The following is a 17070-nucleotide window of genomic DNA, read 5'->3' as shown; positions in this document are numbered from 1 at the left end:
CTGGCAATATCAATAATGAAGGGAGTTATAAAAATGATATTAGCTTGTCAGTTAAACACAAATATTCAAATTAATGTTTTGGAAGATCTCAATAAATTAAAGGATTTGATAGATCATAATCATCTTAAGGTCAATGTTTCTCAAATAGCCAGAGAATTGGGCAAGGATAGAAGAACTGTCAAAAAGTATATTCATGGTTATGATGCTAGTATATATTTAGGTCCAGTTAAATAGAGAAATGTTAGTAAAGTGACAACGGTATTGATTAATACAGATAATAGATGTAATCTATATTAATCAATAATCTAATTATAAATAAGAGGTAAAGTTATATGAGTAAAAAGAAACAAATCGATAAACAATTTAAAATTGATGCTGTTAATTACAAGAAGAATCATCCTGAACTTACTATGGCAGAAGCAGCAAATAATCTTGGAATCTCATTAAGTTCTATTCATCGCTGGATCAAAGAATATTCATCAAACAATGATGATGAAAGTAAGGTGTTTAGAGGTTCTGGTAATTATTCCAGTGATGATGCAAAAGAACTGGCAAGATTAAAAAAAGAAAACAGGGATTTAAGAGATGCTGTTGAAATATTAAAAAAAGCTATGAACATTCTCAACAGCCAGTAAGTATTCTTTATAGAGCATTGAGTGAATATATTGAAAAAACAGCAGATTCAGATAAAGTTTCGATTAGAGCAGTAACCAAAATATTAAATATTTCCAGAAGCGGTTTTAAATCATGGAAACATCGTAAAAAGTCCCATCAGCAATTGCATAAAGAACGAATCAAAGAAATGATTCTAACTGTTTATCACGAAAACAAGGAAATATATGGGGCACCAAAAATCACCCATATCCTGCGACAAAAAGGAATAAAGATAAGCATGAAAACGGTTAGTAATTATATGCGTGAAATGGGGATAAAAGCCTGCTATATAAAACACTGGACAAAAACAACAGTTTCCAAAGATTTCACTGCAAATCTAAAAAACCTGCTCAAGCGAGAATTCAATCCAGATAGACCAAATGCTTTTTGGTGTACAGACATAACCTATATCTGGACCTATGATGAAGGTTTTGTTTATTTAACAAGTGTGATGGATCTATATTCAAGGAAAATCATATCATGGGTATTAACTAAAGATATAAAAGCTGAATCAGTAGTAGAAGCAATAAATATTGCAAAAGCGAGAAGAAATATTGAAAAACCACTTGTGATCCATTCAGACAGAGGAGTACAGTTTACGAGTGAAGAATATCAAAAAATAACGATGAAAATGGAAAGAAGTTATTCACAAAAGGGAACACCATGGGATAATGCATGTATAGAATCATTTCATGCACTGATAAAAAGGGAATGGTTGGAAAGATTCAAAATAATGGATTATAGGCAAGCATAACAATTAATATTTGAATATATTGAGACATTTTATAACACAGTAAGAATTCATAATCATTGCGGTTATATGAGTCCAAATAATTATGAATCTGCATTTTTCAAATGTAGAAGTTAAATAGAAAAAATTTCTATTTTACTGGTACTTTTTCTTGACATAGTACCACTCAATGATGAACATCCTGAAGATATTGGATTTACACCTGTTACTGTTGTTGACCATGCTTTTTCTGATGAGATTTCCATCTGTATAGATGGTCATACCCTTCAGTTCAATCCTCAGCTTCTTGACAGGATTATTGGTGCTCTCAAATGATCATCAATACTGATGAAATCAAGAATATCTATATTTCAAGTCATTACGTTGATATGAGAAAGTCAATTGATGGCCTGACATTGATTGTTCATTCACAGTTTCAGATGAATGTACTTGATCATAGTCTATTTATTTTTACAAACAAAGCTAGAAACAGAATCAAGATTCTTTACTATGAAAGCAATGGTTTCTGGCTGTTTATCAAGAGACTTGAGCATGGCAAATTCAAAATCAAGGAATATGATAATTCCAATACAAGATCCATAACTCCCACTCAGCTCAACTGGCTTCTGGAAGGTCTGGAATTTGAAGAAAAACTGAAAGAAAAACAGCTTCTTATCTAATAATTTATTTTGATTTGTGGTATAATACAGCTTGTTGAATTATTGGAATATGGAGTGAGTTAAGCAATGGATTTGAGAAATCTAAGTCAGGAAGAACTTATCAAAATGATAAATGAAAAAGACAGAAAAATTGAAGTTTTAACTGAACAGTTAAACTGGTACAGTCAGCAGGTCAAACTTCAGCAGAAGAAACTTTTTGGTTCATCATCAGAAAAAACGGTTCTTCCTGATCAGATTTCTCTTTTTGATGAAATCGAGCTTGAATCAACGCCAATCAAGACAGAACCAAAACTTGAAGAAATAACATATAAGCGTAAAAAGAAAAATAATAAACGAGGTCTTGATATTTCATCATTGCCTACTACAACAAAGATTTATGATATTGAAGACAAAAACTGTCCTGAATGTGGTGCACCATTAAGAAAGATTGGTGAAAATACAAGAAAGGAACTTGTTTATCATCCTGCAAGATATGAAGTTATTGAACATGTTCAGTATGTCTATACCTGTGATAAATGCGAAGATGGTTCAATTAAATCAAAAATGTACAAAGCAGATATGAAAGATTCTATTATTTATAAAAGTTTTGCTTCTCCATCACTTTTATCATATATTATTGATAATAAATTTAATAAAGCATTGCCTTTATATAGACAGGAAGTTATGTTCAGCCAGATAGGATTGAAATTATCAAGACAAACGATGGCCAACTGGATGATCAAACTTCATAATGAATATTTCAAAAAAATGACTGATTATATGCATAAGGTTCTTCTTCAAAGTGAATATCTGCATGCAGATGAAACAACAAATCAGGTGCTGAATGTTCCCAACCAAAAGCCAACCATAAAATCCTATATGTGGGTATATCAATCAGGAAGAAGTGAAGATAAGCAAATTGCTCACTTTATTTATGAAAATACAAGAGGTCATGAACATGTCAAGAAACACCTTGAAGGATATCATCATATACTTCAAAGTGATGGATATCAGGCATATGATAACCTTGATGATATCAAGCATATGGGGTGCTGGGCCCATTGTCGACGAAAATATTCAGAGGCACTTGAAAGTGCACCAGCTGGTACAGATCTAAAAGGTACTGCAAGCTACAGGCTGCTTCATAAGATCAATAAGCTTTTTACACTTGAAAAGAAATTAGCCGGCAAAAGCTATGAAGAAATCAAAGAAATCAGACAAAAAGAGGCTAAGCCAATCGTTGATGATTTCTTCAATGATGTCAGAGAATGCGCGAAAGTAGCAGTTGGTCAAACAAAACTCAGCAAGGCCCTGACTTACAGCATCAATCAGGAAGAAAGTTTAAGATTCTATCTTGAAGATGGACGCGTTGAAGTATCTAACAATCGTGCAGAAAATTCAATACGACCATTTTGTGTAGGTCGCCGCAACTGGTTGTTTTCGAACAGCATCAAGGGAGCAGAGGCAAGTGCATCAATCTATTCACTTCTTGAAACAGCCAAAGTTAATCATCTAAAACCATATGATTATTTTGAATATCTTTTAACAATATTAACAGAAATAGATATTAATGATGATAAAGAACTCGAAAAAATCATGCCATGGTCAAAAACATTACCAAAAAATGTATATCTGATTAAAAAATCGTAGAAATACGATCTTTTAGTCGTTGAATTAAATCCAATAAATAATTACAGTCCTATTATAGTGCTTGATTAGCACTAATCATAGGGCTTTTTTATTTGACGCTTACAGTTTTTCTTAATCCATAGGTTTTCTCCAATATCAATCTCATATGCTGCAAAGTATTTATCGCATATTTCTTCCAATTCACCATCTCCTGTAATAGGCAATGAATAGAAACGTTCTCTATATGATAATTTATAACGATCTTCAAATACATATGGTCTAGAAAGAAACACAAACTTTATTCTTGAAAATTTTCTTTTGAATGCAGTAGTCTCTTCAATCTTTTCTTTCCAAAACTTCCAAGATATTGCTTCATCTATTCCATCAACAAAAATTACACACTGTGGTTCAACAGGAAATTCTATATTGTCTTTCTTTCTAATCAAAGCTGCATTTTGTAAAGCTCCAAGAAGATCCATTTCATTCCATTCATAACTAAGTCCCAATGTTTTTATTATCATGGATGCCCAAGTTTCGCCTTCAGAATACTCTTTCGCATGAATAATTACTGGTAAATGAACACCATTTTGTAAAAACAATGATGCCTCAGCAATCATTCCAGCTGTTTTCCCTGTACCCTGCATTCCTAAAAAAAGAATTTTATTGCTGTCACAATCTTCTAATAAACGTCTCAGATTAAAAAAATCGTCTTCTATACCATCTAATAATTGCTCTGCCTCACTAAAATGAAAATATTTGCCAAAGTGTAATGGTGAATCTTTTATATCACGTACTGAGCAACTTAACCCCAATGATTCAGTTATGCTACCTATTCTTCCACCATCTCCAATGATAGTTTTGCTTGATTCTAGGATATCCACCCATCTTTTTATAATTGACAAATCTTTTTCAATTTTGGCTTCTAATTCTTTCGCTGTCTCTGGAATACCCAATTCCAATAAATCTTCATATGCTCGTAATAATGCTTTAAGTCTATGTATAAACTTGCATATTTCTTCAAAACGATGTTTAGTTAACTCAACACTTCCAAGAAAATATTCTAATTTGTTATGAATATAACCAGTTGTATGAATCTCAGGAATATACTTTAATTTAGCCCATCCATTAACAGTTTTCTCATATGATAGTTTAAACAGATTATCAAAAATGATCGTGTTCTCAAACCAATATTTATAAATACCTTGTGTTTCAGGCTTTGTTAAACTTTCTTGTAAAGTTGTTTCATCCCAAAGAATAATTTCCACATTCGGATTAGATGATTTACAATTCAGAACCATCTGTTTCCATCTTTCATATTCTGTATTTCTGGCAACTACTCCTCTCTTAACCATCTTCTTTGATCCTAAGTCTCGCGGAATACAAACGATGTATTTTGTTATGCTTGGGCGTACTTTTATCGCAGTCTTAAATGAATTGTTTATCTGCCTTATTTGCTCATCACCTATTTTTTCAGGAAACCATTTAGATTGTACACCAATTATATTTCCATTTGCTAAAACACCATATGCTTCAACTCCACCATCGCCTCCAGCACCATTAACAAATGCAAATTGAACTAACTGATCTTTATAACTTTCCTTACACCATGACTCAAAAAGTAAATTACACATAACTTCAAATGCATGATTATTTGATTCGCCATGATTACTAAACTTCGTCCAATCCATATAATCCTCCTCAAATTTTAATGTTTTTTAATTCTTTAACTACCTCATATTTAATTCCTGTATCAATAACTTCAAAATGCTTTCTACCACAAAGAATCTTTTTCTTTTCAGGACCTTTTAAATCATTAATATTTTCTGTTCCTTTTGTTTCAGCAACAAAATAAAGTTTTTTACCATCATCAGTATTTAGTACAACAACCCAATCAGGATTATATCCTCCTATTGGTGTATCAATTTTAAAAGTACTTGGTAATTTCGCATAAAGAATAACATCATCATCATTTTCAGCATCCATTGCAAAAGTTTTTTCAATTTCAGAATCATAAATAACATGATCAAATACATTTTTCTTTGCAGTTAATTCTAGTAAATTTTTATTTCTATATCCGTATAGTTCTTCATCATTAAATATAAAATCTTGTTGATAATATTCGTCTATCTTTTGATACTTAATACCTTCAGTTAAATTTTCCTTTTTTACTGCTAAAAGTATTTTAGATACTTGTTTTATAAATTCTTCAGGATTTTTATAAAAGTCTTTTAATCTTCCAGATTTAGCTATAACCTCTATAATTGTTTTTCGCAATAATTGAGTAGAATCTTGTAATCTTCTTATAAAATCAGGATATGTCATTTTTCCAAATTCATAAATTTCTCCTAATTCTCGTACTTGATGTCCAATATCTTGAACTCCCTGTTTATTAATGTCAATTTTTGTCAATTGACTATCAATTCTATCAGGTTTAATTTTAGGCATATTTTTAATTTGTTCTATTGCTTCATCTTTGAGTTTATCTATATCCATATTAATTGTATAAACTGTCTTCTGTTTTATTTTATTCCATAATTCTTCAAATTCAGGAGATAATTGAACTTCTTTATTAATCCTAACAGGAACTTTTTCATTAAAATTTTTGATTTCAATTTCTCTAGAAAGATTATCAATTCGTTTAATAACCTTGGACGTAAAGGATTCAAACTCATCAGGTAATATAAAATCACCATTTTGTTTCTCAAAGTGATATTTATTGCTAATCTTTCCTTGTTTTGTCATATATTCATTTTTAATTAAATAATCAAATATCTTTTGAGAATCTTCTTGTGTTAACTCCTTAACAGAACCATCGTATTGAGTTACACAAATGCCAGTAAAACTAATAGGTTCTATAATACCAAACTTAAAATTATCAGTTTCTAATTCTTTTTGTAAAGTTGAAGCAAAATCTTTATAAGACTCATTAGCAACAACACTTAAAGTATTATATCTGTTATCAAGTACTCTATTTCCATCTTGATCAACACAAATTCTTAACCCACGTCCTACTTTTTGACGTTTTGTCATTGTATCTTTAGTTTCAATTAACGTACAAACTTGAAATACATTAGGATTATCCCATCCTTCTTTTAAAGCTGAATGTGAGAAAATAAAACGAATAGGTTCATCAAAACTTAAAAGTTGTTCCTTATTTTTCATTATTAAATGAAACGTAGACTCATCATCTTTACTTGAAGCAGATGCATTTGAATTTTTCATTCTTCCTTTACCATCTTTAGAAAAATATCCATCATGCACTTCTTCAGCATTTAATGATATTTTATTTGAATATTTTTCTCTTAATACTTTATATTTAGGTAATTTAACAAGACGATTATACTCTTCTTCAAACCATATAGCATAATCTCCTTTTTCATCTTCTCTATCATAATTACGATATTTAGCAACCTCATCAATAAAGAACAAGCTTAACACTTTAATTCCTTTTTTTACATAATGAAGTTCTTTATTTAAATGTAATTCAATTGTCTGTCTTATTTGTGCTCTTTTTATAACTTGATCATCAACTTCTCCAATTGCTTCCCCAATATATAAAGATTCACCATTAGATAAAGAAATAGATTCTTCTCCCACAAAACAATCAATATTATCAATGATATAGCCTTCACCTTGATAATAATCTACTTCATTAGATAATTCCCATAAATCATCATTTGTTTTTGCTGTAACTGCTTTTTTCTCAATAACACCTGTTTTTTTGTTTTTAACATATATTTCTAATTTTGCAAAATATGTATTATTTTTATTACTAACATCCTTTAATTTGATATATGGTTCTGTACTAGCTTCATTACTTGTTATTGAAGCCACTTCAATATGTTTAACTAAATTTTCTTGATAAGCATCTACAGGTGTTAATCTATACATAAGGTTATATAATTGTTTATGAGTTGCTGAATATCTTAATGTACAAATTGGATTAAGTGATGCTATTGCTTCTTTTGATTTTTTTGTATTATCAACTGACTGTGGTTCATCGATAATAACAATTGGATTTGTACTAGCAATTAAATCAATAGGTTTGTTTCCACTTAATCTATCACTTTCTCTATGTATCAAGTTAGCTTTTGTTTCTTTTTCTGGATTGGTGAAACTTTTTCTAAAAGCATCTATATTAATAATCATGATTTCAATATTTGTACTAGTAGCAAAATCTCTTATTTTTTCTAAATGACCAGAATCATAAACAAAATAATTATATACTACATTATCATACTTTTCTTTAAAATGTTCTTCTGTTGCTTGAAATGAGCTAAAAACACCTTCTTTAATAGCAATACTAGGAACAACAACGATAAATTTGGTAAAACCATATCTTTTATTTAATTCTAAAATTGTTTTTGTATAAACATACGTTTTTCCAGTCCCTGTTTCCATTTCAACAGTAAAATTTCTACCTTGTATATCTTTTGATCTTTGAATATCATTTTCTTCTTGTATTCTTTGAACATTTTCTAACATTTGATAATCATCTATTGACAATCTATTTGAATGCCCTAAAAAATAACTAACCCCTTCTCCAGAAAGAAATTCTCGATTAAAAAATTTATCGTTAGTCGCATCAATCGTAAATAATGAGTCTTTAATTTCACACCCTTCAAATATATCACATATAGCATTAACAGCATCTGTTTGATAAGGCTGGTCTATAAATTTAAGTTTCATTTACAAACACCACCTTAAATACATTTAATATCTTCAACACCAGCTTTTTCTAAATTATACACTGCGTTGATTTTATCATTATCATTTTGAAAACCAGATTCTTTAAATACAACTGTTTTAGGAGAAAGATTTGCAATTGCTTGTATATCCTCATTTGTTATATCATCTTCTAAGCACACAATCATATATCTTTTCCCTACTCTATACATAATCTTTCCATTAACTTCTATCTCATTAGCAGGCATATCGAAAATACCATATTTAAGCATGATTTCATAAAAAACATCTTCTTTCGTTCTATCTTCTTTAAATATATCACCATAATCAAATATTGATTTTTCATCTAATTCATTTTCATTGTCCCAAGATTTTATATTTGTAGAATCTAATTTAAATACTTTGAAACCTATATCAAAAGGAAATTCTTTTTGTTCATCTGCAAATAAGCCTTCTCCTTGATTATCTTTTAACCATTCTTTCTTGATTTTTTTACCAGCCCAACAAATGCGTTCTATTCCTATTTCACAGATATTTTTATATCCCGCTTTAAAAGATTCTGATTTTTCATCACATAATTCAGGTAATTGAACCATAATAAATTTACGATTCATATTATCTTCTTTATTTAATTGCATAACTGCATCAGCAGTTGTAGAAGAACCAGAAAAGAAATCTAAAATGATATCATTTTCATTTGTGCACATTTGAATTAATTGTTTAATCAATCTAACTGGCTTTTTCCCATTTGAAAAAACCACATTTCCTTCTTTAGATACATTACCCATGTCTAAATAAAATTCTTTCCACCAATCTCCTCGTATTTTTCTTAATCCAAATGAAGTTTTAAAATCATCACATTTACCATAAGATTCAGAAAGACGCAGTAATTGTCTTAACTTTTTTCCATTGTTAATAATCAAATATTCTTTATTGTTTCTTTTAATATTATAAATTTTTCCACATTCAAAATCTTTAATATTAAAACCAGTAACCTTGTCATCTGCGACTATTTCATTTAAATTATTATTTATAATATTTTTAAATATTTTACTTTTTTTATATAAGCCACCTAGACTTTCATTTATAAATTCCTTTTCTATTTTAGAGTTCACATAATCCTTTAGTGAAAATAATTCATCATTAATAATTATTTTATTATAATGTTCATCATAATCAGGTCTAGAATCATATAATAAATGAGAAACTATATTCTTACTTCCATCTTTACTGTAAACTAATATATATTCTGCATTTTTCACAATATTTCCATTTTGGGCAGCCTTAATTTTCATTCCTTGGGTTGTTGATAATTCAACATGTATTGTTGTAACAAATGAATTTTCTCCAAATATCTCATCACAAATTTTTTTCAAATTACTTTGCTCTTTATCATTTATACTTATAAAAATAACGCCACGCTTCTCTAATAAATTTTTTGATAATAATAATCTTGGGTACATCATATTTAACCAATCTGTATGATATCTACCATTAGTCTCAGGGTTAGAAGACATAAATTGTTTTGTCTGTTTTTTATAATTTTCTATACTATCTATAAAATCATCTCTATATATAAAATCACTACCTGTATTATATGGAGGATCAATATAAATCATCTTAATTTTCCCATAATAAGTTTTTTGAAGCTGTTTCAATACTTCTAAGTTATCACCTTCAATATATATTTTCTGTAGTATCCCAATCTTTAGATGATTTTTTATCAGGTCGAAGTGTTGATGATGAAGGAGTTTGAGCTAATTTAATTGCATTACTTTTTCCTTTCCAAGTAAATTGATATTTTTCTCTACTATCATCTACTTCGCCACCTAATACAGCTCTAAGAACATCGAAATTAATTTTTCCTTCTGTTACAACATTAGGAAACAATTCTTTAAGTTTCTCAATATTAATTTTTTTAATATCTAAACTTTTATCATCAATTCTTTTCATTATTACTCTACCTCCTCTATCTCCTCTATCTCTACATGTATCTTACCAGATAATTTCCTTAATACCTTCTTATCCTCACTAGGCATTTGTTTTTTATAATAAATTTTACTTGGAGCATAATTTATTTTTTTATTTGTATAAAAATCTCCATTGCCATACCCTATTATTATTCTATATTCATTCTCTTGTTCCCAATTTTGACTTTTCCCATTATTATCAACATCTTTTTTCAATTTAGTATATAAATTAGCAATAAATAAATCTTTCAATATATTTTTACGATACTTTCCTATATCTAAATTATGAATTTTATAAACTAATTGATCTGTATAACTTTTATCATCAACATATATAACTTTTTTCATATAATCTTTTAAATGACTATTTCTTTCATCGTTCATATCTATTTCAATACAAACTGCTGATTCATTTCTTCCATATTCATCCCACATATGTTTTGTCTTTGAATCATTACTTATTGGTGAATTACTAGTCAAACAATTTATGATAAAATTGTCTCTCAACTTTTCATAATCATTAAGTAAAATACCATCATCTTTATGCTTTCTCTTTAATTCTTCAATACTTTTCAAAATTAATATATTAAATTCCTTTGAATCATTGATATCATTTTTTACATCTCTTAAATGCAATAATTCATTTTTTAAGCAACAAATTATGCTATCTCTTTTATCACAATTTAATGTTTGATAGACATACAATTCATTTGGAATGTTTAATATATCCAATCGAGAATTTATTTTATGATTAAATGCATAATATTCATTAAATACACTTGTAGATAAATCATTATGCATTTTGCTTAATTTCCATAACAAATCTTTTTTTTCTTTTGTATCTTCTCCATATTTAACCCAATTTATAACGTCAATTATTTCATCCACACATTTATCAATTTCTTCTATGGTTTTATGCTTTATCATTTAGAATTCTCTCCTTAAATTGTTAATCAAATTATTTAATAATATTTCTTTCTCATAAATTTCATTATCAATTCTCATCTTTTCTGCTTTCATAGTTACATTTTTATATTTTTCTTTCAGTACATTTAATTCAGAATTTAATTTTTCATATTCTTTGATAACATTTTTGAAATCAATATTATCAATAGGAAAGACATTAATAATACTATAAACTTTACATTTATAAATCAATTTCATAATACTTTCATAATATTCCTTTAAATTTGACTCAATTAATTTATTAAAATCTAAATATTCTAATGTATCATTATTAATGGTAATTTTTGATAATACTGTATCCTCAATTACTGTTTTTGTTTTATCTAATTTATTTATACGTTTACTTGCTCCAGAAATATATTGTTTTCTCTTATAATCAAACAATAAAATAGTAGACTCTGGAAAAGCTGAATGAATCAAAGTTGATAATGACATTAAATTATCACTTTTTTTTAAATTTATTTTAAATACATATATTGCTTGAAAACTATATATTTCATCTTTAAATGCACGTATTCTTATTGTTTGTTCATTTAATAAGCTAACCAAATACATTGATTGTATATGGGTTTCTAATATTTTTTTATCTGAAGTTGTTGACTGTAGTTGTTCAATTAGCATTTTAACTGGTATTCTTTGTTGTTGACACAATGGTATATTGATAGCATCTAATAATTCCATTATTTGATAACCAAGAATGATATTAATTCAAAATCATTCAATCCTGTAACAGTATTTTCAAATAAAGTTGCTTGTCCTATTTGAAATAAAGATTGAATACCTTTTTGTTCAACAACACCTTTAATATCAAAAACAGCCTTTTCTAACAACTCAGTATATTTATCCATTTTATTTCCATTCTTTGTTTCTTTATTAAATCCTTTAACTAATCTTTCAATTGGTTTTGTTTTACCCTCACATAAAACTTTATATAAATCTAATATCTTTTTAGGATTTGTGTTTTTAATATGTATTTCACCATCTTCTCTTACATACACCAGAAAAAATGGATACAAAGAAGTAGCACCCTCTTGAACTTCTGTATAACGTTTTTGTTTTAAACAATAAATGACACCTTTTTTGCATTCCTCTGTTACTCTATCTGTTATATCAGTTACAGCATAGACACCAGTAGGATATTTTTCTAAAACATGAGAATTCTCTTTCATATATCTATCTAATGACATAATAAAATCATCTAGTGTTAAATCAGTGATAGAAATACCACCTTGTAATTCTTCTACATCTAATACTTCATTTTGTAATTGTTTTAATTGTTTCTTTCTATACTCTAAGTCCTTGCTTTCTACATTTAGTAAATCATCTTCACCTGTAGCTGACAAATCCAACATTATCATTCTATTTTTAACTCTATTTTCAAGATTAATATATTCATCTAGTTCCATATTTGGCCAAAAATTAACTAATTGAATTTGTTTGTTCATTGATCCAATACGATCAATACGACCAAATCTTTGAATGATACGAACAGGATTCCAATGAATATCGTAATTGATTAAATAATCACAATCTTGTAAATTTTGACCTTCACTAATACAATCAGTAGCAATCAAAATATCTATTTGTGTATTATTGCTATCTAAATGATTTGATTTTGGTGAAAAACGAGTAAGTATAGACTCAAACGTATTGGACACATTTTTTAGATTCGTTTTAGTTCCTGAACTTCCTGTAACAACTCCACTATATAATCCATGTTCATTTAATAACCATTCATTTATATTTTTATACAGATAATCTGCTGTATCAGAAAATGATGTAAATATAATAATCTTTTTATTATTATCATTAATTGGCTGATTAATTTTATCCGTAATATGATTTTTTAAATCAATCAATTTTGCATCTCTTGATACATCTACTCTTCTTGCATATTCAAGAAGATACATTAAAGTTTCTTCATCTTCTAATAAATCTTGCTTAATTCTAATCACATCTAAATCCTTAACTCTAACCTTTATTTTTCCACCAATTTCAACATCTTCATCTAATTCATCAGAGTCAAAAGAATTATCATCAATATTATATTCATTTCCTGATTCAATTAAATCAAGCATCATAGTAATTTGTTTCATAATTCTATCTAAAGTTAAGGTAAAAGAATTGACTGAACTTTCTAATCTTTTAAAGATATTCACTCTCATTAAATTAACAATATTTTTTTCACGGTCAACTTGTTTAAAACTTCCTTTACCTTCTTTAACTTCTTGATCATATAATTCTTCATAATATTTTATTCTATTAGGAAGAATATATAGCATTGGTGAATAAATTGCTAAATGGAGACTAGCTATCATACTATTGACTTTAGATAATGTAGGAAATTCATTTTGAGTATCTATATCTGATTTTATTGATATAGGTAGTAAACGTTTTGGGAATTCTCCTATATCTTTTGTATCGTAATATGTCTGTATATGTTTTCTACTTCTAGCAATAGTTACTGTATTTAGTAAATTAAAAAAATTATAATCTAACATAGGTAATAAGTTCTTGGTAGTTTGTTCATCTTGTGGTAATTTAGACCATTCATTAAATCTTGTTTGAGCAATTCTTAATGTTGTTTCAATACTATCTATATTAGCATTATCTTTAAAAGCATTGTCATTGCCTTCTGTAATAAACATAATCTGGTTCTTTAAATCTGCTAATCTATTATTAACTGGTGTAGCTGATAAAAGTAAAACTTTAGTCTTAACACCTTTTTTAATGATATTGTCCATCAACTTCTGATATCTTGTAATTCTATCTTTTCGTGGTGCATTATTTCTAAAATTATGAGACTCATCAATGACTAATAAATCATAATTTCCCCAATTGATTGTTTCAAGATTAATATCTCCAGAATATCCTTTATCTCTAGATAAATCTGTATGATTTAAAACATCATAATTAAAACGATCTTCAGCAAGTATATTTGTTGTACTATTTTCTTTAAATCCTGTCCAATTGTTTCTTAATTTTTTTGGAGCCAATACCAGAACTCGATCATTTCTTAGTTCGTAATACTTAATAATGGCTAATGCTTCAAATGTTTTCCCTAATCCAACTGAATCTGCAATAATACATCCATTATATAATTCTAACTTCTTTATTGCTCCTACAACTGCATCATGTTGAAAATTATATAAAGAATTCCATATTTTAGTTTGATTTATTCCAGTACGTTCCTTAACTCTAGCCATATCATCAAGATTTAATAATTTTTCACCAAAGATATTATATAAAGTTAAGTAATATAATAATTCAGGTGAATTTTCTTTATATAAATTTGATAAATGTTTTAATAATTCTTCTTTTACATCTTCAACAACTTCTTTATTAGAAAAAATCGAATCAAAAAAATGCTCATATTGTTTGATAATCCCTTTTTCATCATTAACTGTATTAAAATCAAATCTAATAGTGTTTGTATATCCTAATCCATCTTTTGAAAAAGAAATATGACTTCCATTTATCAAGTAACTGTTTGATATTGGATTTTTAATATAAATATTATTTGGTGTAACAGTACCTGATTTTACTACTGATTTTAATTCACCTTTTTCCTTAATAAAATTATAACATTTACTTGCTATTTGATTTTGATCTAGATTGTTTTTTAATCCAATCTCTAATGCAAATTCAGATACATTTCTTTCTCTTTGTTGCATTTGTAATTCAAATTCTTTTACTTCTTTTTCATTGGCGATAATCTTTCTTATAAAAGTAGGTTCGTTAAAAAGAAACCTGAATTTATCACTTTTTTCTAATACTTTTCTTAATTCTTCAAATGCAAAAATTGTAAACATGGGAGAAGAAACATTAATAACTGCTTTTTCATCAGTATGATTTTTTATATATTCTCCTACAGCACCAATTTTAGTAGAATCTAATACTTCTGGCATAATACTTCACCACTTTCTATTTATTATCCAAAGGCAAAATTTCCATAATATCATTAGGAGTACAATTTAACCCTCTACAAATTTTAACAAGTACTTCCATTGATACAAATTCATTTCTAGATAATTTTGCTAATGTATTTTGGCTAATACCTACCATTTTAGCAAATTCTGTTTTTCGTAAACTTTTGTCAATTAACATTTTAAATAATTTATTATAACAAACATCCATACTATTTATATCCTTTTTTTCTTTATCTATTATTATATAATATAATTCTCTTAAAACAAACATATTTCTTTGTATATAAACATTTTTCTAATAAAAAAAGTAAAAAACTAATCTTTTTAAAATTCATTCTAGTTTTCTCTAATAAAATTGGAAATTTCTTTACTTAATTTTCCTGCTAATCCTACATTATCATTAACAGTCTTTTTACTAACAACAAAGCTTTCACAACAAATATCTATTCTTATAAAACTAATCATGTGCATTAATATCCTTTTTCTAATCTATAATGAAGTTTTACAATATTCATCTTCATTTCTAATAATAGAATCTGCTTGAACATTATGATGTGGACAACCTAAATTTATTAAAGATTTTTCTAAATGAACAAATTCATCCTGTATATCGTTCTTTTGATTATGAAAAACCATTGTAATTATGTAATATGATAAATAATAATCATATTACCCAAAATCTCCCAATTCATCTTATAAAAATATTTAATTCACTCATCTCGTCTTTTCTTGTAAGAAAACAGCGGGTGTCATACCCGCTGTTTGATGGACCTAGGTCTTACGACCAGCCCAATTAATAGAACTTTTCTACATGTAGTAGTATATCATAATTAACAAAATTTAAAATTTATTTGTTAGTTGGGATAATAGCTTTTAAAAATCTTTTTTAAATATAAAAAAGTAATTTCTGTAATAAATTTAACAATCATCTATAATTCCAAGCTCTTCATGAAAATATTTAAGAGTAGAATATTTATATTTTCTTTCAAATTGTTTAATATGTAATAACATATGTCCATTAACATGTTCTACATAGTCATGTATATACTTTTCTAAATTCTTATGAATATGATCTTCTTGTTTTTCAAATTCTTTATATTCATCAATATCAATAGTAGAACTTTCACCAAATGGCACACAAACATAACAATCTTTTAAATAATCTATCTCAAATAAAACAACATCATAACTTCTTCCTTCTTTTGTTAAAATTTCTTGATATTAATCATGAGAATAATCTTTATAAAATTACTCACTCAACCTTTTAATTTCATAATCATGCATCTTATTTATCCTTTTCTCTAAAAAAATAAGAGGAACCTGCTATAGATTCCTCTATCTTGCATCCTTGAGCCATTTTTTATTTTACCGATGTGTCGTTGCTCTCACACATCATCATCGCTCAGTCATTTTTTATTTTACCGACGAGTCAGAACCGTCACTCGTCATCATAGGATGCCTTGAGGTTGAACACCTCATTATTAATATGCACCAAATATGCATTTATATTATACACATTCAAATAAAAAAGTCTATAATTTTTAAATCTAATAATTAAACATAAATAACATAAATGAAGTTACTATTCACCGATAAAATAAAGAATAACTTTGTGCAACACAAAAAGAGAGCGCTAATTAGAAAACATTTCATCTAGCTTTTCTAATGTATTCTCCTTTATACTATATGACACTTTTTTATGTCATAAATATGCAATATATATTTATAAATGTTATAATAAGTAAAGAAAAAAGTACAAAAGTGAGTAACTACGGCGAGTATATAAAAAAAGAATGCTAGTTTTCAATGAATATATGCTCAAAAGAATAAGTAATACTTCAAATGTA

General features: G+C 27.4%; 17 protein-coding genes. 6 read left to right on the top strand and 11 right to left on the bottom strand.

Annotated elements, in window-relative coordinates; all coding sequences use genetic code 11:
* Positions 1-33: 33 nt before the first annotated feature.
* The 4 genes from OC535_RS04420 (at position 34) to OC535_RS04405 (ending at position 1522) form a co-directional block, all read left to right on the top strand.
* The gene (locus OC535_RS04420; RefSeq protein ID WP_498823272.1) at positions 34-234 is read left to right on the top strand and encodes a hypothetical protein; all 201 of its coding nucleotides are present in this window, start codon (positions 34-36) and stop codon (positions 232-234) included.
* 98 nt (positions 235-332) lie between these two features.
* Positions 333-635, top strand: coding sequence for a transposase (locus OC535_RS04415; RefSeq protein ID WP_498823271.1), 303 nt, complete (start codon positions 333-335; stop codon positions 633-635).
* Positions 636-652: 17 nt separating this feature from the next.
* Positions 653-1408, top strand: coding sequence for an IS3 family transposase (locus tag OC535_RS04410; RefSeq protein WP_498823270.1), 756 nt, complete (start codon positions 653-655; stop codon positions 1406-1408).
* Between the two features lie 6 nt (positions 1409-1414).
* A complete protein-coding gene (locus tag OC535_RS04405) occupies positions 1415-1522 on the top strand; it encodes an IS3 family transposase (protein ID WP_498823381.1) in 108 nt (35 codons plus the stop codon).
* Here the strand turns inward: OC535_RS04405 and OC535_RS04400 are convergent.
* The gene (locus tag OC535_RS04400; protein ID WP_498823269.1) at positions 1519-1650 is read right to left on the bottom strand and encodes a hypothetical protein; all 132 of its coding nucleotides are present in this window, start codon (positions 1648-1650) and stop codon (positions 1519-1521) included. The genes OC535_RS04405 and OC535_RS04400 overlap by 4 nt on opposite strands.
* Before the next feature lie 66 nt (positions 1651-1716).
* On the opposite strand from OC535_RS04400, the gene tnpB reads away from it, so the two are divergent.
* Both tnpB and tnpC read left to right on the top strand, forming a co-directional pair.
* The gene (gene tnpB / locus OC535_RS04395) at positions 1717-2064 is read left to right on the top strand and encodes an IS66 family insertion sequence element accessory protein TnpB (protein WP_498823268.1); all 348 of its coding nucleotides are present in this window, start codon (positions 1717-1719) and stop codon (positions 2062-2064) included.
* 66 nt (positions 2065-2130) lie between these two features.
* Positions 2131-3693 (top strand): IS66 family transposase, encoded by a 1563-nt coding sequence (tnpC, locus tag OC535_RS04390; protein ID WP_498823267.1) that lies wholly within the window; start codon positions 2131-2133, stop codon positions 3691-3693.
* A gap of 71 nt (positions 3694-3764) precedes the next feature.
* Here the strand turns inward: tnpC and OC535_RS04385 are convergent, their stop codons facing one another.
* The 10 genes from OC535_RS04385 to OC535_RS04340 form a co-directional block, all read right to left on the bottom strand.
* Entirely contained in the window at positions 3765-5360 is a 1596-nt protein-coding gene (locus OC535_RS04385; RefSeq protein ID WP_498823266.1) for a hypothetical protein, read from the bottom strand.
* Between the two features lie 10 nt (positions 5361-5370).
* Positions 5371-8361: a restriction endonuclease gene (locus OC535_RS04380; protein WP_498823265.1), complete on the bottom strand. Its 2991-nt coding sequence runs from the start codon at positions 8359-8361 to the stop codon at positions 5371-5373.
* A gap of 14 nt (positions 8362-8375) precedes the next feature.
* Positions 8376-9977, bottom strand: a complete 1602-nt coding sequence (locus tag OC535_RS04375; RefSeq protein ID WP_498823264.1) for a site-specific DNA-methyltransferase — start codon at positions 9975-9977, stop codon at positions 8376-8378.
* Positions 9978-10035: 58 nt separating this feature from the next.
* A complete protein-coding gene (locus tag OC535_RS04370; RefSeq protein WP_498823263.1) occupies positions 10036-10311 on the bottom strand; it encodes a hypothetical protein in 276 nt (91 codons plus the stop codon).
* A gap of 2 nt (positions 10312-10313) precedes the next feature.
* A complete protein-coding gene (locus OC535_RS04365; RefSeq protein ID WP_498823262.1) occupies positions 10314-11255 on the bottom strand; it encodes a DUF2971 domain-containing protein in 942 nt (313 codons plus the stop codon).
* Positions 11256-11975, bottom strand: a complete 720-nt coding sequence (locus OC535_RS04360) for a DUF4391 domain-containing protein (RefSeq protein ID WP_498823261.1) — start codon at positions 11973-11975, stop codon at positions 11256-11258.
* On the bottom strand, positions 11975-15202 hold the full coding sequence (locus OC535_RS04355) for a helicase-related protein (protein WP_498823260.1): 3228 nt from the start codon (positions 15200-15202) through the stop codon (positions 11975-11977). Before OC535_RS04355 ends, OC535_RS04360 begins: the two co-directional genes overlap by 1 nt.
* A gap of 16 nt (positions 15203-15218) precedes the next feature.
* Complete coding sequence (locus OC535_RS04350) at positions 15219-15431, bottom strand: helix-turn-helix domain-containing protein (RefSeq protein WP_498823259.1); 213 nt, start codon at positions 15429-15431, stop codon at positions 15219-15221.
* 128 nt (positions 15432-15559) lie between these two features.
* A complete protein-coding gene (locus tag OC535_RS04345; protein ID WP_498823258.1) occupies positions 15560-15688 on the bottom strand; it encodes a hypothetical protein in 129 nt (42 codons plus the stop codon).
* Positions 15689-16141: 453 nt separating this feature from the next.
* Positions 16142-16360 carry a hypothetical protein gene (locus OC535_RS04340; RefSeq protein WP_498823257.1) on the bottom strand — a complete coding sequence of 73 codons (219 nt, stop codon included), beginning with the start codon at positions 16358-16360 and terminating at the stop codon, positions 16142-16144.
* Positions 16361-17070 lie beyond the last annotated feature (710 nt).

Source organism: Clostridium sp. Marseille-Q5894 (assembly GCF_946902305.1).
Lineage (GTDB): Bacteria > Bacillota_I > Bacilli_A > Erysipelotrichales > Coprobacillaceae > Thomasclavelia.
The sequence above is the reverse complement of the archived record's forward strand: the minus strand, read 5'-3'. Positions and strand labels throughout refer to the sequence as shown.

Excerpts from the sequence above, each read along its gene's own strand:
- OC535_RS04420 (WP_498823272.1), top strand. The coding sequence starts at position 34 with ATGATATTAGCTTGTCAGTTAAACACAAATATTCAAATTAATGTTTTG.
- OC535_RS04415 (WP_498823271.1), top strand. The coding sequence starts at position 333 with ATGAGTAAAAAGAAACAAATCGATAAACAATTTAAAATTGATGCTGTT.
- OC535_RS04400 (WP_498823269.1), bottom strand. The coding sequence starts at position 1,650 with ATGGAAATCTCATCAGAAAAAGCATGGTCAACAACAGTAACAGGTGTA.
- tnpB (WP_498823268.1), top strand. The coding sequence starts at position 1,717 with ATGATCATCAATACTGATGAAATCAAGAATATCTATATTTCAAGTCAT.
- tnpC (WP_498823267.1), top strand. The coding sequence starts at position 2,131 with ATGGATTTGAGAAATCTAAGTCAGGAAGAACTTATCAAAATGATAAAT.
- OC535_RS04385 (WP_498823266.1), bottom strand. The coding sequence starts at position 5,360 with ATGGATTGGACGAAGTTTAGTAATCATGGCGAATCAAATAATCATGCA.
- OC535_RS04380 (WP_498823265.1), bottom strand. The coding sequence starts at position 8,361 with ATGAAACTTAAATTTATAGACCAGCCTTATCAAACAGATGCTGTTAAT.
- OC535_RS04375 (WP_498823264.1), bottom strand. The coding sequence starts at position 9,977 with ATGATTTATATTGATCCTCCATATAATACAGGTAGTGATTTTATATAT.
- OC535_RS04370 (WP_498823263.1), bottom strand. The coding sequence starts at position 10,311 with ATGAAAAGAATTGATGATAAAAGTTTAGATATTAAAAAAATTAATATT.
- OC535_RS04365 (WP_498823262.1), bottom strand. The coding sequence starts at position 11,255 with ATGATAAAGCATAAAACCATAGAAGAAATTGATAAATGTGTGGATGAA.
- OC535_RS04360 (WP_498823261.1), bottom strand. The coding sequence starts at position 11,975 with ATGGAATTATTAGATGCTATCAATATACCATTGTGTCAACAACAAAGA.
- OC535_RS04355 (WP_498823260.1), bottom strand. The coding sequence starts at position 15,202 with ATGCCAGAAGTATTAGATTCTACTAAAATTGGTGCTGTAGGAGAATAT.
- OC535_RS04350 (WP_498823259.1), bottom strand. The coding sequence starts at position 15,431 with ATGGATGTTTGTTATAATAAATTATTTAAAATGTTAATTGACAAAAGT.
- OC535_RS04345 (WP_498823258.1), bottom strand. The coding sequence starts at position 15,688 with ATGATTAGTTTTATAAGAATAGATATTTGTTGTGAAAGCTTTGTTGTT.